The following is a 25,821-nucleotide window of genomic DNA, read 5'->3' as shown; positions in this document are numbered from 1 at the left end:
GGAGATGACGTTTTGTATGATTTACTTATGAAACAGATTAATAGTTACAAAAAACCACCCATTACTTATTTAGAATTCTTCTCAAATTTCAAGACAGAACAGCCAAAGTTTTCAAATCGAATGTTGAATTATACTCGTACTTATAAGTGTCAATTAAAGTGAAATTTCAACGAGGTAATTATATTTTCCCTTTTCTAAACCAAAGTATTATCTGGTTGAATATTACTGGGAGTACTCTGAGCGAGAGCTTTGCAGGCAAATATATTTATTCCTATTGAGGTCAAAAATACTACGAATTCTAACTGCCAACAACTTAGTCGGTGTAGTTTTCATTGGACGCACTCCGATCGCTGAAATGATTCTTGGCAAAAACAGCCAAACCGATCTTGCTGCTTTCAATGTCCGACGATTTAACTCGCGTGCAAACTAGGACTCCTGTCAAGATTTGTGAAGCTTTAAGAAAACTTTTTGGCTTACCAAATGTTTATATTAATAACGGGCGAGGACGCCTACCCTACAGAAATCCCTGATTTGATAAGTGTTGGGTTTCGTTCCTCAACCCAACCTACGTTAATCTGTTTCTTGGAAATCCTTAATCCAAAATCCAAAATGGTATTATCTCAACCAAGGGCGACTAACTTCTTCTAGCTGCGAGATCTCATCATCAGCTAATTTCCATCCTAAAGCTCCGGCATTTTGCCGTACTTGTTCGGCTGTTTTGGCTCCTGCAATCGGAATGACGTTACCTTGGGCAATTAACCAATTGAGAGCAACTTGGGCGGGAGTGCGCCCGTGCTTTTCTCCCAACTGACGCAGTACGGACATGACGGGTTCAATTTTCCGCAAACCTTCTCGGCTAAATCGAGGGTCTATCCTTCTCGCATCTTTAAAATCGTAAGTGCGATCGCCCTTGGCGCAAGCCGTACCCGGCTTATCGCTTGTATACTTTCCTGTCAGTAACCCCTGAGCGAGTGGGCTATATGCCAGTATCGTAACACCTAACTCGCGAGCAGTATGAAAAATTCCATTGCTTTCGATTTGACGAGTCAGTAAGGAATAGCGGACTTGATTGACAGCTAAAGGTACTCCGCGAGCTGCTAATAACTGGTGAGCTTCCCGCATTTGCTGTGCTGAGTAATTACTGACACCTATAGCCTCAATTCTGCCCCGTTTTACCTCATCTGCTAAAGCATTCATGAGGGTTTCTTGGCTCATAAAAAAGGCAAAAGGCCAATGGACCTGGTATAAAGCAACTCGCTGCACCTTCAGGCGTTTCAGGCTTTCTGTGAGGGCATCAGCAACCGACTGACCCATAAATCGCCAAGGTGCGGGACCGTATTTGGTGGCAATTTGCACCTGTTTATCGGTCTTCTGCATGAATTGCCCTAAAAATTCTTCAGAAACTCCAAATCCATAAACCTCAGCAGTATCAAAGAAGGTGATACCCACTTCTAATGCTGTATCAAAAGCTTCTTGTAACTCCTTTGAACCGTAGTTATTGCCATAATTCCAAAAGAGTTTATCACCCCAAGCCCAAGTTCCAATGCAAAGGGGTGTTACGGTTGGACCTTGCTGTCCTAGTGCGATCGTTTCCACGGTTGATTCAATTTTATAGTTACATTTCTTTATATTTCTAGTGTAACTTCTCAAGAATTGCTTACAAACAGCCAATAGGATGAAATAAGGTTATTCTGAATTAATATTGGGATCTGTCCTTGATAGTGGGTTATGGCAACCAGCGATTTTTCACCCAATCCTCCGTCAGATAAGTCAGCCAAGTTAGAAACATTGCCCAAGGTTAACCTATTCACGATGTTTCGCTTGGGCTTATTTCAGATGGGGTTGGGCATCATGTCGGTTCTGACATTAGGAGTGTTGAATCGGATCATGATTAATGAATTGGCAATTCCAGCCACACTTGTAGCAGGTACGATCGCAATGCACCAGCTTGTCGCTCCGACAAGGTTGTGGTTTGGACAAATGTCTGATGCTAAACCTTTTCTCAAGCATCACCGTACTGGTTACGTGTGGGTAGGTGCGGCATTGTTTGCGATCGCAGCTTATTTAGCGGTACAAGTGACTTGGCAATTGGGTGCTAGTTTATACGCAGTAGGTTGGACGGCTCAAACCTACGGTTGGATTGCGCTGTTAGCCGGAATTTTTGCTTTCTACGGAGTGACGCTGAGTTCAAGTTCCACGCCTTTTGCAGCATTGCTAGTTGATGTTTCTGATGAAGATAATCGATCTAAATTGGTTGGGATTGTTTGGTCAATGCTCATGGTGGGTATTGTGATTGGAGCAATTACAAGCTCAAAGTTACTACCCGCAGCCACGACTTGCCAAGAAACAGCAAGAACGGTATCTTTGTACAGCCAACCCCAACAGCTTGCTGCTTTGCAAAATTCCATTAACCGCCTGTTTTTCATTTTGCCAGCTGTGGTTTTTGGGTTGGCAGTGCTAGCAACAGCAGGTGTTGAAAAGAAATACTCCAGGTATGGCATACGTTCTACAGTCACAGAACGAGAAGACCAAATTACTTTGAAAAAAGCACTTAAGGTGTTAACGGCTAGTCGGCAAACTGGTTTGTTTTTCACTTTTCTGTTAGTGATGACTATCAGCTTGTTTATGCAAGAAGCTGTGATGGAACCTTATGGTGGTGAAGTCTTTGGAATGTGTGTTTCAGAAACAACACGACTGAATGCTTTTTGGGGAACCGGAACGCTGATAGGTATTGGTTCAACAGGCTTTCTCATCGTGCCACGTCTGGGCAAACAAAAAACTGCCATGTTAGGATGTTTTGCAGTTGCTTTCACCATGGCATTTATCATCCTATCGGGATTTACTGGTAATGAGAAATTCCTACAAGGATCTTTGCTGCTGTTTGGTTTGGCATCAGGTGTGACGACAACAGGAGCAATTAGCCTGATGCTAGATTTAACTGCAGCCGAAACAGCCGGAACATTCATTGGTGCTTGGGGTTTAGCCCAGGCGATCGCAAGGGCATTAGCGACAGTGAGTGGCGGAGCAATACTGGATGTGGGTAAATATTTATTTGCTCAAAACATACTGGCATATAGTTTGGTGTTTGGGCTGCAAGCAGTTGGAATGCTTCTTGCAATTTGGTTCTTGACACGAGTTAATGTGAAAGAATTCCAAAACAATGCCAAGCAAGCGATCGCTTCTATTTTGGAAAGCGAGCTAGATTGATGTTATGCGTGCTAATAGCTAATGGCTAATGGCTAATAGCACCATTAGCCATTAGCCATTAGCCATTAGCCATCTATTTATATGAATGAATTTTGGACAACAATTATAGACTTTGCCCAAACAACCACAGCCCGGATAGGGAAGCAGTTAATGCAAGATTTTGGGCGAGTGCAAGCGAATCAAAAAGACGATGGCACTTTGGTAACGCAATCGGATAAATGGGCAGATCGGGAAATTCGGGATGCGATCGCTTCTCTGTTTCCGGATTACGGTATTCTTAGCGAAGAGGGTAACAAGGTTTTTCCCGGTACAGAATGGTGCTGGGTTATCGATCCTTTAGATGGTACAACCAACTTTACTCGTGGTATTCCCATTTGGGGAATTTCATTGGGTTTGCTATACCAAGGTACACCAGTTTTTGGCTATGTTTATTTCCCGCCAATAGGTGAAGCTTTTCACGGTTTTTGGAGAGGTACATCCGAGTTAGATTTGCCCAATGGAGCATTTCGCAATTACCAACCCGTCCGTACAAGCAATGACGATCCCAGTCACAATCACTTTTTCAACCTTTGTTCTCGCAGCACGTCAGTCATCCAAAAAGATTTTCCGTGCAAAATTCGGATGTTAGGTGTTGCTAGCTACAATTTTCTGACTGTTGCAGCAGGTGCAACGTTAGGTGGAATTGAAGCGACACCAAAAATTTGGGACTTAGCAGGAGCTTGGGTTATTGTTCAAGCTGCAGGTGGTCGCTGGGTATCACTTGAGTCGGAACCGTTTCCTTTAAAATCGGGTGAAGATTATACAACTCGTTCTTTTCCAACTCTAGTTGTGAGTCGTCAAGAATTGATTCCCGTGTTTTCGCAATTTGTTGTTGGTTGTTAGTTGTTGGTTGTTAGTGGTTAGTTGTTAGTTGTTGGTTGTTGGTTGTTAATGTCACTAACCACTAACCACTAACCACTAACCACTAACCACTAACCACTAACCACTAACCACTAACCACTACCTAATAAAGCATAGGATTTGTTTTTGGTTGATAATCCAAACAAGTTATGGCTTCTTCTGTGTTGGCAATAGAAGGATGGACGGTGCATTTAAGCCGATAGTCATTGGTAAAATATTGACACCCAACACAGGGGATTTGATGCATCTGCTTTGCTGTACTCACGCTGTCTCTTGCTGCTGTCCAAAGACTCCAAGCAACGGTAATAGTTAATGACCAAGCAGACAAAAAGCAAATAGGTACTACAAAAGGTTGAACTGCGTGAAATAAAGAATTTAGTAGTTCGGGCACGGCAAATCTCTACGATTTTGGATTTTGGATTTTGGATTTTGGATTTTATACCAAATTGAAAAAAGAAGGCGACAGATAGAAATGTGAAATTTGTTCTGGGTAAAGCTTTCCCAATCCAAAATCTAAAATCTAAAATCCAAAATAGTATTAGATTTTGGATTGGGAAAGTCATCAGTGCCTCAGAATTCAATTCGGAGGTTGCTTACACTTTAATTCTCACTCCTAATGTTTAACGTCTGACTGTGGAGGTATAAATTAGATGCCAGCATGACCAATGGCTAAACCAGCAACAAGCATTCCTAACACGAGAAATGGTTGAGCACTAGCTTGGTATTTTACGTCATTTTTTAAGGGGTCACGCAAAAAATACATATCCTGAAATACAATCTGTGGAATGATGAGCAATACAAGAATAGCTGCGTATAAATTCTCATGAAGGTAAACGAGATAGGCGGCGGCTCCTGCTTGAAAAACATCAATCATAATGACGCATATCCAGGCTGCTGCAGTTACACCAAACATAACGGGTAGCGATTTTAATCCGAACTGGCGATCGCCTTCCACGCTTTTGAAGTCATTGACAATAGCAATCCCCAAACCTGCCAAACTATAAACTACGGTGAAAACGACGACTTTCCAATTAAGTTCACCAAATAAAGCATGACCGGTACACCAAGGTAAGGCGATGTAGCTAGCTCCTAGGGCGTAGCCTCCGAACCACCCGTTTTGTTTTAACTTGAGAGGGGGAGCAGAATATATGTAGGCTATGAAAGAACCAAATATGGCAAGCACGGTGATATTGGGGAAGTCATGACCTGCCCAAACATCTAGTACAAATGCCAGGGCTATACCGGCAATAAGTAAAACAAGAATTTGTGTAATGACTTGGGGTAAAGGAATTGCGCCGGAGGGAATTGGGCGATAGGGTTCGTTGACAGCATCAATTTCGCGATCGTAGTACTCGTTGAGAGTTTGGGTATAACCAGCTAATAGCGGTCCGGCTAGCAACATACAAGCTGCTGACTTTAACACGTTCTCCAATGTCCACGTGTAGTTACCGGAGGAAGCTGCACCACAAACGACGCCCCAGATTAAAGGAATCCAGGTAATGGGTTTCATCAGTTGCAGGCGAATTTTCCATATAGAGGTTTCCCCAGGCGCTGCACCTTTCATCCCTAGCAATTGCCTGGTTTTTGCACTGCGATCGGCAGTTTTGACTTCTTCTGTCATAATATGTGTTGGTTGTTAGTTGTTAGTTGTTGGTTGTTAGTTGTTGGTTGTTGGTTGTTAGTTGTTAGTTGATTACTCCCTACTATCTACTAACCACTAACCACTAACCACTAACCACTAACCACTATCATCTTACTTATTAAATGTAAAACGTCCATCTACTTTTTGACCGCTAATATCAGATGTTACTCTTACTTGATATTGACCTGTTGCCTTTTCTGCAAGCATTCCTTTATAGTGTTTTCCACTTGCTTCATAGGTGAGGGGAATTGTCTTTTGCGTACCATCTGGTAACTGAACTAAAGCTGTTACTTTGGCATTAGGAATTGCTTCGTGATTATTTCCTTTTTGCAGGTAAAAATCTAAGTGTGTTCCATTCGTTTCGTTTAAAGGAACAAATTCCAAGTGATAGGCTCCTGTTTCTACAATTGTTCCCCCATGAGATTCACCATGTTGATGTTCTGTTTTTTTAGCTGCTGCAGGTGAGGCTGTAGGAACGGAACGCTGATTATTTGAGAGAGTGCTAGCTTGGCTTTGTGCTGTAGAAGATTCTGAATTAGTGGCTTGATTGCTATTACTGCATGCTCCCAAGAATAATGTTCCCATAGTTCCGATAATAAGAAGTTTGGCTTTTAATGATTTCATCCTACGCCTCCTTGGCTATTCGTCAATTTAATAGCTGACAACTACTATCAGTTTTACAAATAAAAATGAAATTAGGATGAAATAAATAAGTTGCCACAACCTGATGGGGCGACAAAATAGCCAGAAAAGCTTGTAAGCTTCATTATTGGACTTTGGACAAAAAGAAAGTTCCCTTAAATAACTTAAATAATACAAAAAAATTTTACACTACGGTAGGTTCATGAGCTTCTGTCGGAAATGAATCCAAAAGAACAACTACAACAACCAAAGCTTTGAGAGAAAGGCTGGATTTGACTCAGGAAGAACTGAGTCGCCGACTTAATTTGAGTTTCCCCACTATTGGTGATTGGGAAACTGGAAAAAAAATTCCGCGACTGGATAATGCTGTTGCTTTAGCTCGCGAACTAGGAATCTCTCTCAAAACTCTTGCTAGGGCATTTCAACTAAATGTTAAGGGGATTCCTGATGAGTAGCCAAATAACTGAGTAAACTGGAGTCAAACACCATCATTTGTTCACTTTCTAGGCTCACTCCGTAGTCGCGAACAGTAGCATGCGGATCGTAGATTCAACCACTTGGAGCGTAGTTCGGTAGGAACCAATGGGCAATCAACCCAAGCCCAGTACAATGAAAGTGAGAGGTTGCGTTCTCGTTCTAGTTTCATTGCAGACCCAAAACATTACTGTTCTAGGCTTTCTAAAAGTGCAGAGTCGTCAAGGTTTAAGTACTGCTCATTACGCCGTCATTGTATATGGTGCATCTGCATTAGTTCTTCTTTCATTGCCTTATTTTTTGAAAACCGGATATATTAGTTATCCATTAATTGTTTATTTTTATTTGTTGCTAATGGCAATCTTATCACAGGTTATTGGTCAAACCGGTTTAAATTGGTCGTTACGCTGGATATCTCCAGTTATTGTTACATTAGCGGTTATGTTTGAACCTATTTTTTTAGCTATACTTGCATATCTATTTTTTCGTGAAGTTCCTAGTCTTCTTGTGTTCATTGGTGGAACAATTTTACTTTTTGGAGTTGCAATTGCAGCGATTAACTCAAAGTACATTTTCTTATAGTCTAAAAGTTCCTCAAGTCGCAATCTTTGTCATTGCTGCCTATTTCACGAGTGCAGGAACCGTTTGTAGTTTCAATTCAGACAAGCAGCAACAAAGAACAGAGCAAAACCTAGTTGAGCAGGTATGTCCGGTATTACCACAACCACCTAAAATAACATAAGACCGCGAAAAACCCTGTGTTTTTAACCAGGGTATGAAGCGCGAAACAACAGGTTTTAATCTGTTGTTTCACTTCCCACGTTGATTTTCAAGGGGGTGATTTTGTACCTTGTTTAATTTAGGCTGCCGCTTGGTCGTAGCAGTCATTTTAATAACAGCTAATCACACTCAAGTTCGCTTGACCCGTATTCCTCAATCTGCTGTCGTTGGTCTGCGTAGCAGAAATCTTGGCTCTGCTGGTAAAGCCAAACCAATACCTGAATCATGGGCAGCACGAAAAGCAGAATTTCAATTTTCTTAACTTTCATTTTTAAAGTACCTAACACACCAAGTTTAGTAAGCCCAAAACTTGAGGAGAAATTATGCACCTCAAAATTGACCCACAACGGCTCAACGACTTTACAACTTAAGTAGTTCGAGGCTTTGGGATACTCTAGCAGCAAGAATCTGTCTAGTTCTTTCTGCCATATGGGATCGGGAATTTCGCACATTGGTTATCTCCTCAATGAATCGGTTAAGCGCTTCGGCTATGCGCTCTTTCTTCTTTGGAGCCTTGGCTAGTCGCCAGGTTTTGAGGATGCGATCTCGCGCAGCGAGCAAGCTTTGCCGATCGCGCAATGCTTCCAATTCCCCCTTGCTCAGCCCTTGGGGCTGGGAATTACCTCTCAGGTTGCCAATTCCCCCAGGCGTTCTTCCAGTGTCTCTATATGCTTGTATAGAGCATCTTCTAGCGTGCGGATTCGTTCGTCTAGTTTTTCTTCTATATGGGTGTCTATCACATCCGTGGGAGCGATCGCTTCGCCCTTTGGTATCCGGTTCCCTGCCGCATTAAGCCCTGCAAGAGATTTTTGCGAATTTTGGCTCTTCCGTACTTAGTGGGCTAAATTCTTGTGAAAATCAACTTGTAATCCTTACTGGGCTTTCATTACAGTCATTATTGATATCAATTCAGCATTAAGGATAAAATGCGTGACTATAAGCGACTGTAAGCCTTGATTTTAAAGGAAAGTTATCGACTGTAATTGAAAATTAGCCCACTAAGTACGGAAGAGCCGGGGAATCTTAGGAGAGGAAACTTTATATGTTTCTGGAGAGTTATTTGGCAAGAGTTTTTCTGCAATAGCCTCCAGTTTTTCATTTCCAAAGTTTTCTTTGCGTGCAGCGTCAATTAGATCAACAAGCCATCCCTGAGTCACGGCGGCTTTGATTAAAGAAAAAACAATATTTTCTAAACTCCCTCCTTCGGCAATGGCGTCTAAATTTTTATCTAATCCAAACAATAACATCTGCTCTAATGATGAATTATTGGTAAAAGCATCAATAAGAGCTTCTTGTAATTGTTTCCATTGCTGTCCAGATAAGTTCATCTTTTTAATACAAGTTACTCATATTGCAGACAATTAGAGGAAATACATCGCTCTTTACTTCCACTGGTCATTGGAAGATATTCTGAATTTAGAGCACAACAATCGTCGGCAGTGAGTAACAGAAATTGGCAAAATTAAGCAGCAGAACTAAATTCATTGGTATCTCCCCTAATGCCATCATGAGCTAAGATTTGCAAGCTTTTTGTCTTTTAGCCTCCCCCATTATTTAAGGTGTCCATGAATTGGGCGAAGTTTTACAATCCTACTCCCTTTGCACGCTAAAATTCCACTTTGGCATATAGAGCGAGCATTGGTCACCAACATTAAATGGTAGCCAATGCTCGCCATACCCCTGTTTGTCTTCGTGAATTAGGCAAAGTGTTACAATCCTACGATTCTCGTCCTGAAGCCCAAGTATCGCGCCACTTAACAGTACCTTCTTTAGCTATAACCCAACGGCGAGTCATGAGATTTTCTCGGAGGGGGGAAGTTCCTTCTCTCAACATGGCGTATTTATAGCTAATGAGTTTACCAGCGCTTTCATTAAAGGGAATTTCAGCAAACCATGTATTTTCGTTTATGTATTCCAGAGGATATGCTTTGGCGATATCCCAATTACCCAATTCCGGACAGTCACCAATGACTACAATTCTTTCACCTAGTTGAGTACGCACTCCGTTAAGCTGTGCGCGTACAATAGTTTGCCCTTTGACTCGCTCTCCAACACGGCTCAATACAATAACCCCGTGTTCTTCTATTTGCAGGTCATAAATTTTACCATCTTTGACTTCATATTTATTGCGAGTCATTACACAGGTATGTTCTCCATCTGGTAAGTCTGTGGCAACTTCTGGTATGATAACAGAACCACCTCTATTAAGTGCAACAAAACACACCGAGTCCCGATAGCGGCGTACATAACAGTAGATATCAGGGGTAATATATTTTTCCCATTGGCTGCCCATTGACACAGCCGGATTGAGTCGCCGCAAACCAGATAATAACCTGATATAGCGATATATTTCCGTATCTGTATCCCACTTGTCCATCATTGGGCGATTGTAGGGGTCGTTACCGCCATTGGTATCGTCGTGGAGATATTGTTCCGTACCGTAATAGATACAGGGAATACCGCGAGATGTCATGATAAGGACAGTTGCTAACTTTAACCTCGCTGGATCGGCATTCAACGATTGGAAGCGAGGCATATCGTGATTGTCAATGAAGGTGATGAGTTCTGTCGCCCCATTGTACCGATAATCTAAATCAAAAATGTCTTTAATTAGATAAAATCCGGCTTCAGCACTTTCACCTAAAGCTTGCCTAATAGCGACACACAACCCAAAATCTAAAATTGTCATGCCAGAGTTGTTGGCAAACTCCACAGAGCGATCGTCTTGGGGATGATTATAAATCCATTCACCAAAAATAAACACATCTGGCTTGTGATTGTACATATCACCAGTAAATTCTTGCCAAAACCAGATGGGCATATGCTTGACAGTATCTACTCGCAGTGCATCAACACCGCGATCCAACCATTGTTTAATTGCTGCTTTGATGTAGCTACGGTAATTGATATTATTTTCATTAAAGGTTGCTAGACCAGCAAGTTCACAGTTTTGTACTTGCCATTCATTTTCCCAATCTTGTACTTCACCATAGTGGTGATACCAATGATCTTTATCATCGTTAAAGTCAGCAATTTTGACTCCATCGTCGTAGAGTTCACCTTTACGACCACTGATATCAGGGCTGCTGTGGTTGCAAACTATATCTAGCACTAGCTTCATCTTACGCTTGTGCAGTTCATCAATCAACTTGTCAAATGTTGTATTTCTTGTTTCCTGCGTTTTGTTTAAAGAAGGTTCTTCCCCCGTGGCAATGAATCTAGGATTGATTCGTTTAAAATCCCTTGTCCAGTAGCCGTGCATGGCTGCATTGCCCACAAATAAGTCTTCTATTTGCTCAAATAAAGGAGTTAACCAGATGGCAGTAACTCCCATATTTTTCAAATAATCTAATTGGTCGATAACACCCTGTAAGTCGCCTCCCCAGTATTTCCCCCAATCCTGTTTGTTGGGATCGTACAGTTCTGCGTTGGCACCTGTGCTGTTGTCTAAATCGCCATCGTGAAAGCGATCGACCACAAGAAAGTAGAGAGTTTCTTGACGAAATTCAATATCTCTAGTAAAGAGAAACTCTAGGTCAATTTCTGTCTCTAATGGTGTTGTTTCAATAATGGCAGAGACTTCTGCACTGGCATCATCTACTTTGTACTGCTCTTCGGAAAATAACGAGGGAGGGGTGTTAACCATATTTAAGAACGTATCTCTAAATTTACAGGTTGCTGTGTCCGCAAACAATGTTATTTATAAAACATTGATTGGGTATGTGTTGAGAGTATTATCTAATCTATCTTTGGGTTTAACTATCTATCTTTGGTAGTAGCAACGCTGTTTTGAAGATGGGGACTCCGTAGGTTCTAGATCCCCGACTTTTCAAAAAAGTCGGGGATCTAAGCCAAATTACACGCTGCAAAATTCATTGACCTGCATCTACTGACATTATTTAATTACAATGAAAGTTGCATTTTTTAATAAAAACTATAGTAAAGTCACTGAATTGATGAAGTTACATATACTTTCGCTAACTATGTAGCTTTCAATGAAGAATTGTATGTGTTAGCGAACAGGCATCTCTTTCAGTTCATATACTAGATACATTCTCATAGTTTGCTCAATGAGCATTTGGAGGCCCTAAAATGGTTCATACATATGAGGTATTAGTTGATACTAGAGAATGTCTAGACCAATTAAATAGTACTTTTCAAAGCGAGACAAGACGTTACGAAATAGACGCTGAATCAAAATTCAAAGCTAATACTATGGCACGCATTCAGGCTAGAAACGATCGCCCACGATGCACTGAATATGATGTTAGGGTAACAAGGCTTTTAAAATAAAGCTTCAGGAGATTTTCAATAAGTTGTGAAACTCCGTCTGAATTTTAGAGCTTCAGGCGGAGTTGCTGTTTACAGTGACCAGTGACCAGTGGTTATTGGTAATCCAAAATCCACGCATCCAAAATCCAAAATCGAATAATCCAAAATCCAAAATCCACGCATCCAAAATCTACAGTGCTTCTGGTGGGGCAATATCAGAACCAACCGCGATCCCTGCTGTGCTAGACTGCAGCCCTGGTTTGGAAGTTAGTTTTTCGTCTTTCAAAGACTGCTTGATAGAAGAGGACGGTACTTCACCTGTCTCCATACTCGCATTTGCGTTAGCTTGCTGAGACATGATTGATAATCCTCCCAAGGAACCAGCAACAAGAGCTGCATACCCTACATAAAGATGCACTGGTTTGATTCCAAATCCTAAGTTACTGGATTGCAGTTGAGATTGATAAGAGGTTGGCAACACTAATTTTGTTGGTTCTGGAACAGGTAAAGAAGCAGCTAAATTTGTGCCATCCAGCCCTAGGGCATTGCCCATAACACGGATGAAGCCTCGAACATAGACATCTTCTGCCAATGCGTCCCAGTTACCTTCTTCAATTGCTGCCATTTGATGGATGGGTACGTGAGTATAAACGTGAAGTTGGTTCAGTGATAAACCTTGCGACTCTCGAACTTGCCGCAGTTTTTGACCAACTTGACGCAGGCTTTCTATACGTTGTTGAGCTTTTTGTTCGGCTAGTTCAGCTTTTGTTGGCTTTTTGTTCCTAAACCACCCGCTTTGCTTTTTCTTTGCGGGCTGGCTTTTTATAGTTTGTACGACCTCTGGTTTTGATGGCACATCATTTTGAACAGTTGTTTCAACACTCTCTTTTTGGTGTGCTCTAACATCTGTTAAGCAAGGTGTGAAATCAACAACCTCTGCTTCTTCAGAAAGAGTGGCTACAATTTCTATATTATTGTTGTCTGTCTGATGGTCGTTTTCTAATTGCTTGTGTTCTTCTTCTGCCTTTTGGGAGTGTTGTACAAATTGGCGAAAAGCTAAACCAATTGCTTCTCTACCTATAGATTGAAACAGTGCTTGGGCTTGTTCACCTGATGAACCCAGCAACTGTTGCATCATAGCGAGAGCACGACGATAAACTTTACTTTGATGTAATTCGGTTTCTATTTCATCTAAGAGCGATCGTAATTCATCCTGAGAAATTTCTATAGCTGGATGACCGGGAGATTTTAATAAGTACAGGGATGTGGTAGCCATTGTAGGAAGCCTCTTTCGGCAGTTGAGCAATGCGAAGTTTCACTTATGTAATTTCTTCTACGGTTTCTTATCATCTCCGGATGGATACGTATCATTTTTCTCTGTCTAATGAGGGATGCAGTCAAAATCACATTGAAAAATAAGAAGACTGTTATTTAAACGTCTTATTAGGTAAGAGATCGTATTTTTTTTCTTGGTAGCATCCAAGAAACGATTGCTTGTAAAATTACGCATAAAAACGTCTTTCTTAATACAATCAAGAAAATTCCTGAGTATAAACAAAATCAATATAAATCGTAGCCCCTAGATATATCTATGGTGCATGTGACTTATTCAGTGAAGGAAAAAATCAAATTTTTGATACTTTATCCTTTAGCCTTCATCCCTCATCACAACCCTATTCCAATACGAATTGCGATCTTTTGCGATCCTGCACGTATTTCACAAAAGACTGTACTGCCTGATAATAGACAGAAGGAGCAACCTCTGCCACATCATTATGTCCTCCTCCTGAAATTAGAACTAGGTTCTTTGGTTCGGGAGTCGCTTCATACAGGTTCCTGCTCATAAAGGCGGGAACTACCTCATCAGCAGTGCCATGAATAAATAAAACTGGTATTTTTAAATTTGGCACTTTCACGATAGAGTCAAACCGCTGTTTTAGAATTAAGTTGACTGGCAGCATCCAAAAATTGTTCCGATGGGCAATTATCTTGCGGATGGAGGTAAAAGAGCCTTCTACAATCAAGCCTGCGGCTTCTGGGTGCTTGACAGCTAGATCGATCGCTACAGCACCTCCCAAGGAATGCCCGTAGAGAAAAATTTTGTTGGGTGAAATTTGGCGCTGACTGACTAAGTACTCCCAAGCTGTCGCTGCATCTTGATAAATTCGTAACTCACTGGGAAAGCTTCCTTCACTGCGACCGTATCCGCGATAATCAAATAGGAAGACTGAAAACCCTAGTTGATGAAACCGATGCGCTCGAACGACGTTGGCTCCAATGTTGATACTATTGCCATGAAAATACAGCAGCACTTTGCCGTCAGCTTGGCTAGAAGGTAGCCACCAACCGTGGACGCGTTGCACTTTGCTAGATGAAACCTTGAGAGGTAACCAGACTTCTTCATAATTGAGATTGAAAAACTCTGGTGTTGTTTCAATAATGGAAGAGGGAAAAAAGATAAACCGAGATTGCTGTAGAAAAAGCAATATGCAGACAGCGCAGTAGGTTATAACTATAGCAACACTCGTAAATACGAACAGCAATTGTATTGGTTGTTGCAGCTTATTTATTATCATGGAAGTATTTATAAAAACAATATGACCAGTCAAACACAATAGCTTTATCTCAACAAAATTATGAATCCGTGCTGAAAAAATGATTTATTATAATATTAGTAAATAGTAAATAGTAAAAATTTCTATCACTCTTTCAGTGGATTGGTTAATTAATGCTTTAAGATTAGCAAAAAAGAGGAGAAGACGGTGAAGCTGTCAAGCAAGGCTCAAGAGGAGCAACTCATGGAAGTAGTTGCACGTCTACGGCAAGTAAGAGAGGAAAGATCGATACGTATAGACGAACTAGCAGCTTATACGCGGATTCGCCCTATTTTCTTACAAGCCTTAGAAGAGGGAAGATTTGAAGAACTACCCGAGCCTGTCTACGTTCAAGGGTTTGTACGCCATTACGGTGATGCTATAGGATTGGATGGAACAGCCATAGCACAAGACTTTGCTAGTATTTGCTCTCCGCCTCCACAACCCAGCCAAGACGACAGGGAGTTAAATAAAAAACCAGATATATACATACCTTTAGCAGTACCATATGTTTTGCTGTTAGTCGCAGCCTCATTGGGACTTTTATATATACTTAATCCTCCACGTCCATCTGCTGAATCTTTCAGCAAAGAAAAAACATCTCAACTCTCCTCTGAAAAGAAAACAGCTTCAAAAGTAATATCCGAGCCATCTCCAAAAGCATTCCCAGTCGCACAACAAACTCCTTCACCCATTCCAACACCAAGGGTATCGATCGCTCCTACTTCCAGAACATCACAACTGGAGGTAACACCTACGACTAATGTTACCCCAACGCCAGAACCTTCCTCAAATGCTGCGATCGCCCCGACTCCCACAACATCTCCTTCAGCAGAAGCTACTTCACCCGTAGAAGTTTCTATCGAACTTCAAGATGAATCCTGGCTACGAGTCCAAGTAGATGGCAAAACAGAATTCGAGGGAACCTTAACCAAGGGAGAACGAAAATCTTGGACAGCAAAAAAAGAGTTAGTGATTCGTTCTGGCAATGCTGGTGCAGTGATGGTTTCTACAAAGAACCAGCAAGCAGCACCGTTGGGAAAACCGGGTACAGTAAAACAGGTTAAGTATACCTCAGAAGTCGTTAATGGTCAATAGTTGGTTGTTAGTGGTTAGTGGTTAGTTGTTGGTTGTTGGTTGTTGGTTGTTGGTTGCTCACTACTAACAACTAACCACTAACCACAAACCACTAACCACTAACCACCAACCACTAACCACTAACCACTAACCACTAACCACTAACTAAATTTTCGGTTTTTGCTGATGCCAAGTGGTTGACTGTTCGTAGGCGTAGGCAACTTGAAAGAGCCGATCTTCTCTCAGCACGTTTCCTATCAACTGCAAGCCAATTGGTAATCCATGGCTATCAAAACCACAGGGAACACTGATCCCAGGTAAACCTGCAAGATTGACAGGAATAGTCATCAAGTCAACCAAGTACATACTTAAGGGATCGGCAGTTTTTTCTCCTGCTTTAAACGCAGTCGTAGGTGCTGTGGGACAAACCAACACGTCTACTTTTTCAAAAGCTTTTTCAAAATCTTGTTTGATGAGAGTGCGGACTTTTTGCGCTTTGAGATAGTAGGCGTCGTAATAACCAGCAGAAAGAGCATAAGTGCCAATCATAATCCGGCGTTTGACTTCTGCACCAAAGCCAGTTGCACGGGTACGGGTATACATTGACAGCAAATTTTCTGCATCAGCCGCACGGTAGCCATACTTCACCCCATCGTAACGGGCTAAGTTTGCTGATGCCTCTGATGGAGCAATAATATAGTAACTGGGTAAACCATCTCGGAATCGAGGACAGGAAATTTCTTGAATTTCTGCCCCTAACTCTTGCAGTTGTTCCAGCGCTTTATTAATGGCTTGTTCTACCTCAGAATCTAATCCTTCACCAAAGGTTTCTTTGATAACACCGATTCTGAGCTTTCCTTTAGGCAGTTCTGGTTTAAGGTTGACAGTGTAATCGGGGATTTCTACTTTTAGACTCGTGGAATCTTTAGGATCGTGTCCGGCGATCGCATTCAATAATATCGCAGCATCTTCTACCGTGCGTCCGAAGGGACCTATTTGATCCAAAGACGAAGCAAAAGCCACCAATCCATAACGAGAAACTAACCCATAGGTTGGTTTCATTCCGACAACACCACAGAAAGAAGCTGGTTGTCTGATGGAACCTCCTGTATCGGAACCTATAGACACAACACATTCTTCAGCAGCAACTGCCGCCGCCGAACCCCCTGAAGAACCTCCCGGAACTCTTGACAAATCCCAAGGATTAGCCGTGAGTTTGAAGGCGGAAGTTTCTGTAGAACCACCCATAGCAAACTCATCTAAATTGGTTTTTCCTACCATAACTGCATCTGCATCTGCCAGTTTTTGCGTCACCGTTGACTCGTATGGCGGAACAAAGTTTTCCAAAATTCGGGAGGCGCAGGTAGTGGGAATGCCCTTGGTACACATATTGTCCTTAACACCAATAGGAATTCCAGCAAGGATGCCAATATTTTCTCCGGCGGCGATTTTAGCATCCACTTTCCGCGCTTGCAAGATCGCGTGTTCGGCAGTCACGGACAAAAAACTGTGCAATTTCGGCTCCACCGCTTGAATGCGGTTTAAAGCCTCTTGAGTAATTTCAACCGCAGAACGTTCTTTTTTTACTAACTGTGTATGCAACTCGCGGATGAATGCCATGATTGCTCCTTTCTCACTCAAGTTCTTGATTTTAATACAGGATCGGGCTTTCTGCACACCGAGTTGGTTGAGTTGTGCGATCGTGAGGCGCAAGCCGTACCCGGCTTATCGTTCTGCATAGTATGATTTTATCTACATTATATATATACTTCATTCTCTGGTTCTCAGGCTTCGACTGGTAATACAGGTGAGTGGGCTGCTGTCTTACACCCTCTGGCTCAGTAGAGGAGGCGGAGCCTCTTAGAAAGGCATTCCCAGCCTCAGGCTGGAACGAGGTAGTACTCAGTCTCTACTCCCTACCCCCTACCCCCTACCCCCTTATAAAAATGGTTAAAATTATTACGCGCAAATCTATAGGTCAACAATCTGTATACGACATTGGGGTCGAACGCGACCATAATTTTGTTATCAAAAATGGCTTAGTCGCATCTAACTGTTTTAATAAATCTCACTCAACTGCGTATGGCTATGTCACATATCAGACTGCGTACTTGAAAGCTAATTATCCTTTGGAATATATGGCAGCACTGTTAACAGCTAACAGTGATGACACAGACAAGGTGCAGAAATATATTGCCACTTGTATGAGTATGGGTATTCAAATAGAACCTCCAGATATCAATCGTTCGGGTGTAGATTTTACTCCTTCAGGAGGAAAAATTTTATTTGGATTGTCAGCAGTTCGCAATGTGGGACAAAATGCTATAGCTTGTATTTTGGAAGCAAGAGAAGCGGAAGGCGAGTTTAAATCTTTAGCTAATTTTTGCGATCGCGTGGATTTGCGTGCTGTTAACCGACGTACTTTAGAAGCGCTGATTTCTTGCGGAGCTTTTGACAAAATAGATTCCAACCGCAACCAGCTAGTTCACGATCTTGAACTTATTTATGATTGGGCGCAATCCCGTGCTAGAGATAGAGCCAGCGGACAGGGAAATCTTTTTGATTTATTGGGGAGTGGATTTTCTAGCACAAGTACCAACAAAACTCCCAATGGTTTTGAATCAGCACCCAAAGCAAAACCCGTTCTTGATTTTCCCCCTCAAGAAAAATTGCGGATGGAAAAAGAACTTCTAGGCTTTTATGTATCAGATCATCCTTTAAAAGCTGTACGTCAATCAGCAAGAGTGTTATCTCCAATTAACCTTTCACAACTTGGGGAACAAAAAGAAGATTCTACAATGACCGCTATTGTCATGCTAAATGGGGTGAAAAAAGTTATGACAAAAAAAGGCGACCCTATGGCAATTTTGCAGATAGAAGACTTAACATCACAGTCAGAAGCTGTAGTATTTCCTAAAATTTACGAGCGAATTAATTCATTACTAGCAGTAGATGTTAAGTTAATTATCTGGGGAAAATTAGAGCGAAGAGACGAGCAAATCCAACTCATTGTGGAAGATGCAGAACCAGTAGAGACAGTACAAATGGTGATGGTAGAGTTATCACCTTTGCAAGCAACAACTATTGAAGAACAAGACCGCCTGAGAACAGTTTTGTTAAATGCACAACTAGGGGAAAAAGAAAAAGCAAAAGTTCCAGTTATAGGAATTATACAAAATGAAAATTCCCGTCATTATGTGCGTTTTGGGCGTCAATATTGGGTGCTAGATTCTAGAATAGCCGTTCATTCTCTTCAAAACGCTCGATTTACTGCTTATGTGCAGAGTTTACAGTGAAAGGCGATCGGTCATTATAAGTCAGTAAATTAACGGAGTCTTTACAGCAGCTTATTAGTTTTTTTCATGGCTTCTGCGGATGATACTTTCCTCAAAAAAATGGTATATTTTTATGCCAGGGAAAGTCTGTGTGGAAGGAGGAAGGAGCTATGCTTAAATGATCGGAAATGAAATTCACAAATTTGTTTTATATTGTAAAAAAATTCAACCTCAGCCCCAAGAAGATATCAAAAGATTTTTTGAGGGTGTTGTCGGATTTCCATATGATAAAGAACTTTTACTACAGGCATATTTATTTCTAAACATTCAACAGGTGTTTCCTTTATGTTCTGAATTATTGTTATTTGAAAAATCGCCAATTGCTGACTATACAGATTTGGGCAAATGTGATTTTGTTTATCTTACATCATCAGAAAAAATCTTTATCATTGAAACTAAATTTATTGACACTGCTGCAACAGGAGCAACAGAAAGAAAAAGAAGAAACAAGCATAGAAACAAAGTTTTTGAGCAGGTTATAACTTTAAAAAGTAGATTTAGCGAGTATTGGAATATTAATATAGAACAATTAGAATGCGGTGTTTTTACGACAGATCCAGAAGTGGCTTGGCGGGGTAACGGTGTGAACGTTCTAACCAAGACAGTTACGATAGATAAACTTGAGTATTGGCGAATAAATTATAAAAAAAGCTTATTGGTAGATAATGCACGGGCTTCTCATTGGCGATTGTAGGATATATACACAGTTGAAGTTGTAGCAGTTATGCTGAGTTAAGTAGCAGAGTGACAACTCCGTCTTACATCTCTACTAGATATTGCCACCTTTGAAAAAGTGATGTGGCAGCTAACAGATCTAAAAAGAAGGTGTTGAAGTGAAAACACTTTTAGTGATTGCCATTGGTTTCTTACCATCCCTGTTCTCCCTGTGGTTAATGCGTAAATCTCAGGCTAGAACACGCTTGCAGTTTAGACGAGTTGCTATGGCTTCTCCAAGAAGACGGATACAGCAAAATCATATATCCGATACAAGCGATCGCTACTACTTGGAAGGCGTCGGTTACCTTATTGGTGATATTAGTTGTCGCTATAATGCCCGTTCTGGTTATATCCGTTGTGCTGTAAATCCTGAAGGGCCGTGTGAAGGTTGCCGTCATTATCAATCAAATGAGTCAATTCTTGAAAAAGATTCTTAATAAAGAGATGAAGATAAGGCAGAGGGCTGAAGGAAAGATTGTAAGACTGACATTTTTCTAACGTAGCTGGCTGGCATAAAAAATTTACGAGACGGGCTTTGGGTGTCAAGTACCCGATAATACCATTTTCGTTTTGTTACAAAACTAAATCCTCTTGAAAATTTCCCCCCATGTATAGACTTATTTCAAGGGGCTGCGTGCTAGTAAAATCAAGCTTTTAACCTTAAAAGATGCCATTTTTCTCCGTAGAGTTTTTATGTGTAAAACTAGACTTCGTTATCTATTCCCTATAGAAGTATAAGATAATTCAATATTTATACCTAGATTTTCTGCCCCTTCTCAGTCAATACTAAGAGAATGTGAAGACCGTTTAACCTACATACAAAAAATATTTGGTATGTATGCATCCTCTTATTTGGTCAGAAAATTACTGGTGAGGCTACGTAGCTTCGCAGTAGTTGGATTTATTTGTGTGGTCTTAAGTTGGTCACTTCCGGCGCAAGCAGCCCGCATGAATCCACAATTGGAACAACAAGTGTTACAAATTATCCGCGAACATCCAGAAGCGATTGTCGAGTCAGTACAAGCATACCAACAAAAACAGCGATCTCAAATTCAGCAAGCACAACAAGTCTTTGTGCAGCAAATGAAAACCGATCCTTTATCGGTTATCGGACAATCTCCCACCATGGGAGCTAAAGAACTAAAAATTTTGTTGGTTGAATTTTCTGATTTTGAATGTCCTTATTGTGCTCAAGCATACAAAACCTTAAAGCAGTTCATGGTAAATCACCAGGATGAAGTCACTCTCGTATACAAACATTTTCCTCTAACTAACATTCATCTTCAAGCTTTACCAGCTGCAACCGCCGCTTGGGCAGCACAGCAACAAGGCAAATTCTGGGAGTATCAGGACGCACTCTTTACCAATCAAAAACAACTAGGTGAACAATTCTACTTAGATACTGCAAAAAATCTCAATCTAGATTTGGAAAAGTTTAAAAGCGATCGCCTTCTCGCTACGGCTGCTATTGAAAAAGATAGTCAGCTTGCCCAGATGCTAGGGCTTTCCGGTACTCCCTTCTTCATCATGAATGGAGAAGTTTTATCCGGTGCCATACAGCTTGGCGAAATAGAAGAGCTATTAACTCGCGTTCGCAAAACTTGAGTAGATTATCGTATATTATTAGTGTTAATATATACACTTAAATAATCTCCAAAAGATTCTGTATTGACCCATAATGTATATTTTATGTGGGGTTACGGTTTACGGTGTGTTGTTTAAAAGGTTACAAAGGTTGCAGGTTGCAAGTTTTGTTGAAGTGCTCTACTAACCGAGTCTGATTCCTTTACTTAAGCAAAACGTGGTGCATCCATTCAACCCAATGAACTCGTAGAACAGTAGTCGTGAGGTAATTAATGCGTCGCAACGGTTTAAGTGTGTTTTTCCCTATTGCCATGATAGCTAGCTGCGGGTTTCCATTCGTGACGCTCGATCCATCAGTAGCTAAGCCAAAAAACTCGGATTCCACAGTTATTAGAGAAGATAAATCTGTTGTAGCGGTACGTTCCGGTTATTTATCAACATTAGAACAGCAAGTGATCGTCGAAATGAACAGAGTGCGTACCAATCCGCAAGCTTATATTCCGATTATGGAAAGCTACAGACAGCGCTTTCAAGGTAAAAAAGTTAAACTTTCCGAGCGCGTTTTCTTGCTGACTCAGGAAGGGGTAACAGCTGTTGATGAAGCACTGGATTTTTTGAGAAATGCTCGTCCCTTGAACCCTCTGACAATATCTAAGGGTATGTCTTTAGGCGCAAGAGACCACGTTCAAGATTCAGGACCAAAAGGTCATACAGGTCATCACGGTACTGATGGTAGCAATCCCTCTCTTCGAATGAATCGTTATGGTAACTGGGTTTCTACAGCTGGGGAAAATATCAGTTATGGTCCCAACACAGCTAGAGACATTGTTATGCAGCTAATCATTGACGATGGAGTTCCAGATCGCGGTCATAGAAAAAACATTTTTAATCCTAACTTTAGAGTGGCTGGTGTTGCTTATGGAACACACTCCAAATATAGAACCATGTGTGTAATCACTTATGCTGGCGGATACCAAGAAAAATAAATAGAGCAATTCGTAATTCATAATTCGTAATTCGTAATTATTAAGTTAGTCATGAGAATTACGAATTATTTTGTTTGTTATGCGTTGGATGCCCCTCTGGATACTAACACCTATTGCCTTGTTTGCTACATCCTGTGACTTCCTTTCTCAACAATACGAACCACAGGAACCTAAAATTCCTCAAGAGGATTCTGATTCGCGTCCCGGTACTCTTTCGCGTCTCGAACAACAAGTGATTGTGGAGATGAATAAAGCGAGAACCAATCCCACTGCTTATGCTGCTGTGTTAGAAAATTACAGACAGCGTTTTGAAGGCGATCGCGTCAGACTTTCGAGTCGTGTCTATTTACAAACACAGGAAGGGGTAAAAGCAGTCGATGAAGCCATAGCCTTTCTCAAATCAGTTCGTCCCGTAGGATCTCTTCGCGCATCCAAAGGGATGTCATTAGCTGCACGAGATCATGTCAAAGACCAAGGACCAATAGGTATCATTGGTCATAAAGGCAGTGACAAGAGCGATCCCTTTACTCGCCTCAATCGTTATGGAAAATGGCAGTTAACTGCGGGGGAAAATATTAGCTACGGTTCCCACACTGCACAAGATATTGTGATGCAGTTAATTATTGATGATGGAGTACCAGATCGAGGCCATAGAATCAATATGTTTAACCCCGCTTTTAAAGTCGCGGGTGTTGCCTTCGGAATTCACTCTTTTTACAGGCAAATGTGTGTGATTACTTATGCAGGTGGATTTAAAGAGCTTAAGAGCTAATGGCTAATGGCTCATGGCTAATGGCTCATGGCTAATGGCTAATGGTTAATGGCTAATGGCTAATGGCTAAGAGGTCATTTATAAAGTAAATCTTAAATCGCCAAATGTTTTGTGTAGGTTGGATAAAACGAAGTGACACCCAATAATTCGATTAAATGTTGGGTTTCGTTCCTCAACCCAACCTACAGTCTTCTTAATGTTTACTTTATAAATCATCTCTAATGGTTAATGGCTCATGGTAGTTCTTACAATTAGCAATTAGCAATTAGCAATTAGCAATTAGCAATGTACAAACCTTCACTCGCTGCAAACCTTAACGTATACATTCAAGGACAGGGGTTTCCGATCCTTTGTTTGCATGGTCATCCCGGTTCTGGTTCGAGCCTTTCTGTGTTTAGCGATCGCTTATCAAAGCGGTTTCAAACTTTTGCTCCTGACTTACGCGGTTATGGGAGAAGCCGCTACAATCAAAATTTTGATATGCGGGACCATTTACTCGATCTCGAAAACCTACTAGACCAATATCAAATTCAAAAATGTTTGATCCTGGGGTGGTCTTTAGGTGGTATTCTGGCAATGGAATTGGCGTTACGCTTACCCGAACAAGTCACGGGGTTGATACTGATAGCAACAGCTGCCAAGCCGAGAAGCAATCATCCTCCCGTCACTTGGCAAGAAAATCTTTATACTGGGATTGCTGCACTGCTAAGTTGTATAAAATCTGACTGGATGTGGAATATTGAGACTTTTGGTAAGCGATCGCTCTTTAAATATCTCATTAGGCAACACACTCCTACCGCCTACAGATACATAGCAAAACACGCAGTACCTGCTTATTTACAAACTTCATCTGCTGCGACTCGCGCTTTGTATACTGCCATTAGAAGTGGTTACAACCGACTAACAGACTTGGAGCAAATCAAATGTCCAAGCTTAGTGCTTGCTGGTGCTCAAGACTGTCACATCACAGCTAACTCCAGCTTAGAAACATTTCAAGTCCTCAATAATTCCCAATGGCAGTGTTATTCCGATACGGCACACCTGTTTCCTTGGGAAATCCCCGACCAAGTTTTAAACGATATCGAGCTTTGGCTAGAAAAACATCCACAGGTAATAGCTAATGGCTAAGAGCTAATGGCTAATAGCTAATGGCTAATGGAAGAATATTTAGCAATTAGCAATTAGCAATTAGCTCTTAGCCATTAGCTCTTAGCCTCTTACATCTGACCGCTAAAGACAGGCTGAACTTTGCGGTCAATCCGTTCCCCCAAGTCATCAGCTATTGTCAAAGCTGCTGGTTTACAACGTTTAACATTGATAGCGATTCCCTGAGCACCTTCTTGTTCCAAATCTTCTACATAACCTTTGATTGCGGTTTTTGCTTCAGTGGAACTCAGAAATGGTCCAAAATAATAAGTGCAACGGGGGTTTTGTGTCACAACTTCGACCCACCAAGCCAAGCCGAATCCTTGGAATACGTTAATCAGCACTTCCTTAAGGTTTTGCCAAATAGTCTTCATGGTTGTCTCTGATTTTTAATTTGTTACAGGGTTTAAATGAAATGGGGTACAACGGAAAATTGTTCTTTTTACATTTCTTTATACTCTGTTTACTCTTCTTTTTTCAAAGAAATTTTCCTAAAATTATCGTTCCTTGACGGTTAATGATAACTGCTGTGTATATTTTTTATCAGCAGTTAGCACCTGAACCGTCAAATCCATTGTTAGCTGTTAGCGCTTCCACGACCATTGAGTCTGCCCTTGACTGGGGACACATCTCCTGGTGTGAATTTTAATTTGTCTAAATGCAGTGTATTTACCCAGCGTTTGCGGTATATTTCATATAGTGCCATACCTGCTGCTACTGAGGCATTGAGGCTTGGAGTTTTACCTTGTAAGGGTATTGACACTAAAAAGTCGCAGTAGCGTTGTGTCAAAATACTTAGACCTTCGCCTTCAGAGCCAATGACTAACACTGTAGGACCGCTAAAGTTAACTGTGTGTATGGGTTCGCTTGCATTTGACGCAGTTCCGTAAATCCAAAAGCCAGCCGCTTTTAGTTCTTCTAAAGCGCGATGTAAATTCACAACTCTCGCTACTGGAAAATTTTCTAAAGCGCCGGCAGCCACCTTCATCACTGTTGAAGTGACTCCAACTGCCCTGCGTTGCGGGATCAATAAGCCTTGAGCGCCAAGTGCTTCTGCAGATCGAATGATAGATCCTAAATTGTGGGGATCTTCAATTCCATCAGCCGCAACGATAACGGGATCGTTTACAGATTTTGCCCGTTCAATCAGATCGCTCAAGTCGAGATACGCGTAGGGAGCAATCTGTGCTGCCACTCCTTGATGATTGGCAGAAGAAGTGATTTGATCCAAGCGCTTTGGTTCTACTTCGTCAATAATAGTACCATTTTCTTTTGCTCGTAGAATAAGCGAATGAAAGCGGTGGTCGTAGCGCAAGCGAGATGTGATCCAAATGCGGTTGAGATTCCGCTCGCTTTCCAGAGCACTTAAAACGGAATGACGACCATATATAAGATCTACATCTTCTTGGTCTCGAATAGGTGCGATGAACTCAGAAACATTACGATTTTGTCTGGAAAGTTCATTGGGAATGACTTTAGCAACGGGCTTAGTAGTCGTGGAAATAACTTTAGCGACGGGCTTAGTGGAAGGGCGTCTCGATATGACACGCTTTCCCTTCTTCAGCGAAGGTTGTCCGCTATTTATTTCACTGGCATTTTTAATTGGTCTTGGTTTATTTATCATGGTAGGAATAGGTGCTAGCACTTATAGATGGGCATACTTATTTACCTCTAATGACCGAACCAAATCTAT

Annotated in this window: 27 protein-coding genes; 15 read left to right on the top strand and 12 right to left on the bottom strand. The window is 41.4% G+C overall.

The genetic code is table 11. The features are described 5' to 3' along the window. Positions 1-398 precede the first annotated feature (398 nt). Positions 399-530 carry a hypothetical protein gene (locus F7734_RS65445; protein WP_279239748.1) on the top strand — a complete coding sequence of 44 codons (132 nt, stop codon included), beginning with the start codon at positions 399-401 and terminating at the stop codon, positions 528-530. Between the two features lie 85 nt (positions 531-615). Here F7734_RS65445 and F7734_RS21415 read toward each other — a convergent pair whose 3' ends face one another. Next, on the bottom strand, positions 616-1,596 hold the full coding sequence (locus tag F7734_RS21415) for an aldo/keto reductase (protein ID WP_166482052.1): 981 nt from the start codon (positions 1,594-1,596) through the stop codon (positions 616-618). Positions 1,597-1,728: 132 nt separating this feature from the next. Between F7734_RS21415 and F7734_RS21410 the strand changes: the two genes are divergently transcribed. Both F7734_RS21410 and F7734_RS21405 read left to right on the top strand, forming a co-directional pair. Further along, positions 1,729-3,207, top strand: coding sequence for a BCD family MFS transporter (locus F7734_RS21410; protein ID WP_155746556.1), 1,479 nt, complete (start codon positions 1,729-1,731; stop codon positions 3,205-3,207). Between the two features lie 81 nt (positions 3,208-3,288). Further along, a complete protein-coding gene (locus F7734_RS21405; protein ID WP_155746555.1) occupies positions 3,289-4,089 on the top strand; it encodes an inositol monophosphatase family protein in 801 nt (266 codons plus the stop codon). 121 nt (positions 4,090-4,210) lie between these two features. On the opposite strand, the gene F7734_RS21400 is transcribed toward F7734_RS21405, so the two are convergent. The 3 genes from F7734_RS21400 to F7734_RS21390 all read right to left on the bottom strand — a co-directional run bounded on the left by F7734_RS21400 (position 4,211) and on the right by F7734_RS21390 (position 6,373). Then, positions 4,211-4,498: a hypothetical protein gene (locus F7734_RS21400; RefSeq protein ID WP_166482051.1), complete on the bottom strand. Its 288-nt coding sequence runs from the start codon at positions 4,496-4,498 to the stop codon at positions 4,211-4,213. A 255-nt stretch (positions 4,499-4,753) separates the two neighbouring features. Continuing rightward, positions 4,754-5,728, bottom strand: coding sequence for a chlorophyll synthase ChlG (gene chlG / locus F7734_RS21395; protein WP_155746554.1), 975 nt, complete (start codon positions 5,726-5,728; stop codon positions 4,754-4,756). A gap of 132 nt (positions 5,729-5,860) precedes the next feature. Continuing rightward, a complete protein-coding gene (locus tag F7734_RS21390) occupies positions 5,861-6,373 on the bottom strand; it encodes a hypothetical protein (RefSeq protein ID WP_155746553.1) in 513 nt (170 codons plus the stop codon). 272 nt (positions 6,374-6,645) lie between these two features. Between F7734_RS21390 and F7734_RS21385 the strand changes: the two genes are divergently transcribed. Then, positions 6,646-6,846 carry a helix-turn-helix transcriptional regulator gene (locus F7734_RS21385; protein WP_155746552.1) on the top strand — a complete coding sequence of 67 codons (201 nt, stop codon included), beginning with the start codon at positions 6,646-6,648 and terminating at the stop codon, positions 6,844-6,846. A 127-nt stretch (positions 6,847-6,973) separates the two neighbouring features. Continuing rightward, positions 6,974-7,447, top strand: coding sequence for a DMT family transporter (locus tag F7734_RS21380; RefSeq protein ID WP_155746551.1), 474 nt, complete (start codon positions 6,974-6,976; stop codon positions 7,445-7,447). A 317-nt stretch (positions 7,448-7,764) separates the two neighbouring features. On the opposite strand, the gene F7734_RS21370 is transcribed toward F7734_RS21380, so the two are convergent. Further along, positions 7,765-8,097 (bottom strand): hypothetical protein, encoded by a 333-nt coding sequence (locus tag F7734_RS21370; RefSeq protein ID WP_155746549.1) that lies wholly within the window; start codon positions 8,095-8,097, stop codon positions 7,765-7,767. A 112-nt stretch (positions 8,098-8,209) separates the two neighbouring features. Here F7734_RS21370 and F7734_RS62160 point away from each other — a divergent pair, with 112 nt between their 5' ends. Continuing rightward, the gene (locus tag F7734_RS62160; protein WP_155746548.1) at positions 8,210-8,482 is read left to right on the top strand and encodes a hypothetical protein; all 273 of its coding nucleotides are present in this window, start codon (positions 8,210-8,212) and stop codon (positions 8,480-8,482) included. 161 nt (positions 8,483-8,643) lie between these two features. Here the strand turns inward: F7734_RS62160 and F7734_RS21360 are convergent, their stop codons facing one another. Next, on the bottom strand, positions 8,644-8,973 hold the full coding sequence (locus F7734_RS21360; protein ID WP_155746547.1) for an effector-associated domain EAD1-containing protein: 330 nt from the start codon (positions 8,971-8,973) through the stop codon (positions 8,644-8,646). 389 nt (positions 8,974-9,362) lie between these two features. Then, positions 9,363-11,291: an alpha-amylase family glycosyl hydrolase gene (locus F7734_RS21355; protein ID WP_155746546.1), complete on the bottom strand. Its 1,929-nt coding sequence runs from the start codon at positions 11,289-11,291 to the stop codon at positions 9,363-9,365. Between the two features lie 446 nt (positions 11,292-11,737). Between F7734_RS21355 and F7734_RS21350 the strand changes: the two genes are divergently transcribed. Continuing rightward, entirely contained in the window at positions 11,738-11,938 is a 201-nt protein-coding gene (locus tag F7734_RS21350) for a hypothetical protein (RefSeq protein WP_155746545.1), read from the top strand. Positions 11,939-12,107: 169 nt separating this feature from the next. Here F7734_RS21350 and F7734_RS21345 read toward each other — a convergent pair whose 3' ends face one another. After that, complete coding sequence (locus F7734_RS21345; RefSeq protein ID WP_155746544.1) at positions 12,108-13,193, bottom strand: helix-turn-helix domain-containing protein; 1,086 nt, start codon at positions 13,191-13,193, stop codon at positions 12,108-12,110. A 397-nt stretch (positions 13,194-13,590) separates the two neighbouring features. Continuing rightward, complete coding sequence (locus tag F7734_RS21340) at positions 13,591-14,493, bottom strand: alpha/beta fold hydrolase (RefSeq protein WP_155746543.1); 903 nt, start codon at positions 14,491-14,493, stop codon at positions 13,591-13,593. 186 nt (positions 14,494-14,679) lie between these two features. On the opposite strand from F7734_RS21340, the gene F7734_RS21335 reads away from it, so the two are divergent. Beyond that, positions 14,680-15,609, top strand: coding sequence for a RodZ domain-containing protein (locus tag F7734_RS21335; RefSeq protein WP_166482050.1), 930 nt, complete (start codon positions 14,680-14,682; stop codon positions 15,607-15,609). A 144-nt stretch (positions 15,610-15,753) separates the two neighbouring features. Here the strand turns inward: F7734_RS21335 and gatA are convergent, their stop codons facing one another. Further along, on the bottom strand, positions 15,754-17,208 hold the full coding sequence (gene gatA / locus F7734_RS21330; RefSeq protein WP_155746542.1) for an Asp-tRNA(Asn)/Glu-tRNA(Gln) amidotransferase subunit GatA: 1,455 nt from the start codon (positions 17,206-17,208) through the stop codon (positions 15,754-15,756). Between the two features lie 326 nt (positions 17,209-17,534). Here gatA and F7734_RS21325 point away from each other — a divergent pair, with 326 nt between their 5' ends. The 7 genes from F7734_RS21325 (at position 17,535) to F7734_RS21295 (ending at position 24,110) form a co-directional block, all read left to right on the top strand. Further along, positions 17,535-18,884 carry an OB-fold nucleic acid binding domain-containing protein gene (locus F7734_RS21325; RefSeq protein WP_155746541.1) on the top strand — a complete coding sequence of 450 codons (1,350 nt, stop codon included), beginning with the start codon at positions 17,535-17,537 and terminating at the stop codon, positions 18,882-18,884. 157 nt (positions 18,885-19,041) lie between these two features. Next, positions 19,042-19,617: a hypothetical protein gene (locus tag F7734_RS21320; RefSeq protein WP_155746540.1), complete on the top strand. Its 576-nt coding sequence runs from the start codon at positions 19,042-19,044 to the stop codon at positions 19,615-19,617. A gap of 139 nt (positions 19,618-19,756) precedes the next feature. Next, positions 19,757-20,077, top strand: a complete 321-nt coding sequence (locus F7734_RS21315) for a DUF6464 family protein (RefSeq protein ID WP_166482049.1) — start codon at positions 19,757-19,759, stop codon at positions 20,075-20,077. Positions 20,078-20,474: 397 nt separating this feature from the next. Then, positions 20,475-21,245 (top strand): thioredoxin domain-containing protein, encoded by a 771-nt coding sequence (locus tag F7734_RS21310; protein WP_155746539.1) that lies wholly within the window; start codon positions 20,475-20,477, stop codon positions 21,243-21,245. 251 nt (positions 21,246-21,496) lie between these two features. Next, on the top strand, positions 21,497-22,210 hold the full coding sequence (locus tag F7734_RS21305) for a CAP domain-containing protein (RefSeq protein ID WP_155746538.1): 714 nt from the start codon (positions 21,497-21,499) through the stop codon (positions 22,208-22,210). A gap of 79 nt (positions 22,211-22,289) precedes the next feature. After that, complete coding sequence (locus F7734_RS21300) at positions 22,290-22,982, top strand: CAP domain-containing protein (protein ID WP_155746537.1); 693 nt, start codon at positions 22,290-22,292, stop codon at positions 22,980-22,982. Positions 22,983-23,267: 285 nt separating this feature from the next. Continuing rightward, positions 23,268-24,110 (top strand): alpha/beta hydrolase, encoded by an 843-nt coding sequence (locus tag F7734_RS21295; protein ID WP_155746536.1) that lies wholly within the window; start codon positions 23,268-23,270, stop codon positions 24,108-24,110. A gap of 89 nt (positions 24,111-24,199) precedes the next feature. Here F7734_RS21295 and F7734_RS21290 read toward each other — a convergent pair whose 3' ends face one another. Together F7734_RS21290 and rlmB are read right to left on the bottom strand one after the other, a co-directional pair. Beyond that, the gene (locus F7734_RS21290) at positions 24,200-24,502 is read right to left on the bottom strand and encodes a DUF1816 domain-containing protein (protein ID WP_155746535.1); all 303 of its coding nucleotides are present in this window, start codon (positions 24,500-24,502) and stop codon (positions 24,200-24,202) included. Between the two features lie 203 nt (positions 24,503-24,705). After that, entirely contained in the window at positions 24,706-25,752 is a 1,047-nt protein-coding gene (gene rlmB / locus F7734_RS21285; RefSeq protein ID WP_155746534.1) for a 23S rRNA (guanosine(2251)-2'-O)-methyltransferase RlmB, read from the bottom strand. Positions 25,753-25,821: the final 69 nt, after the last annotated feature.

It is taken from the genome of Scytonema sp. UIC 10036, assembly GCF_009725235.1.
The sequence above is the reverse complement of the archived record's forward strand: the minus strand, read 5'-3'. Positions and strand labels throughout refer to the sequence as shown.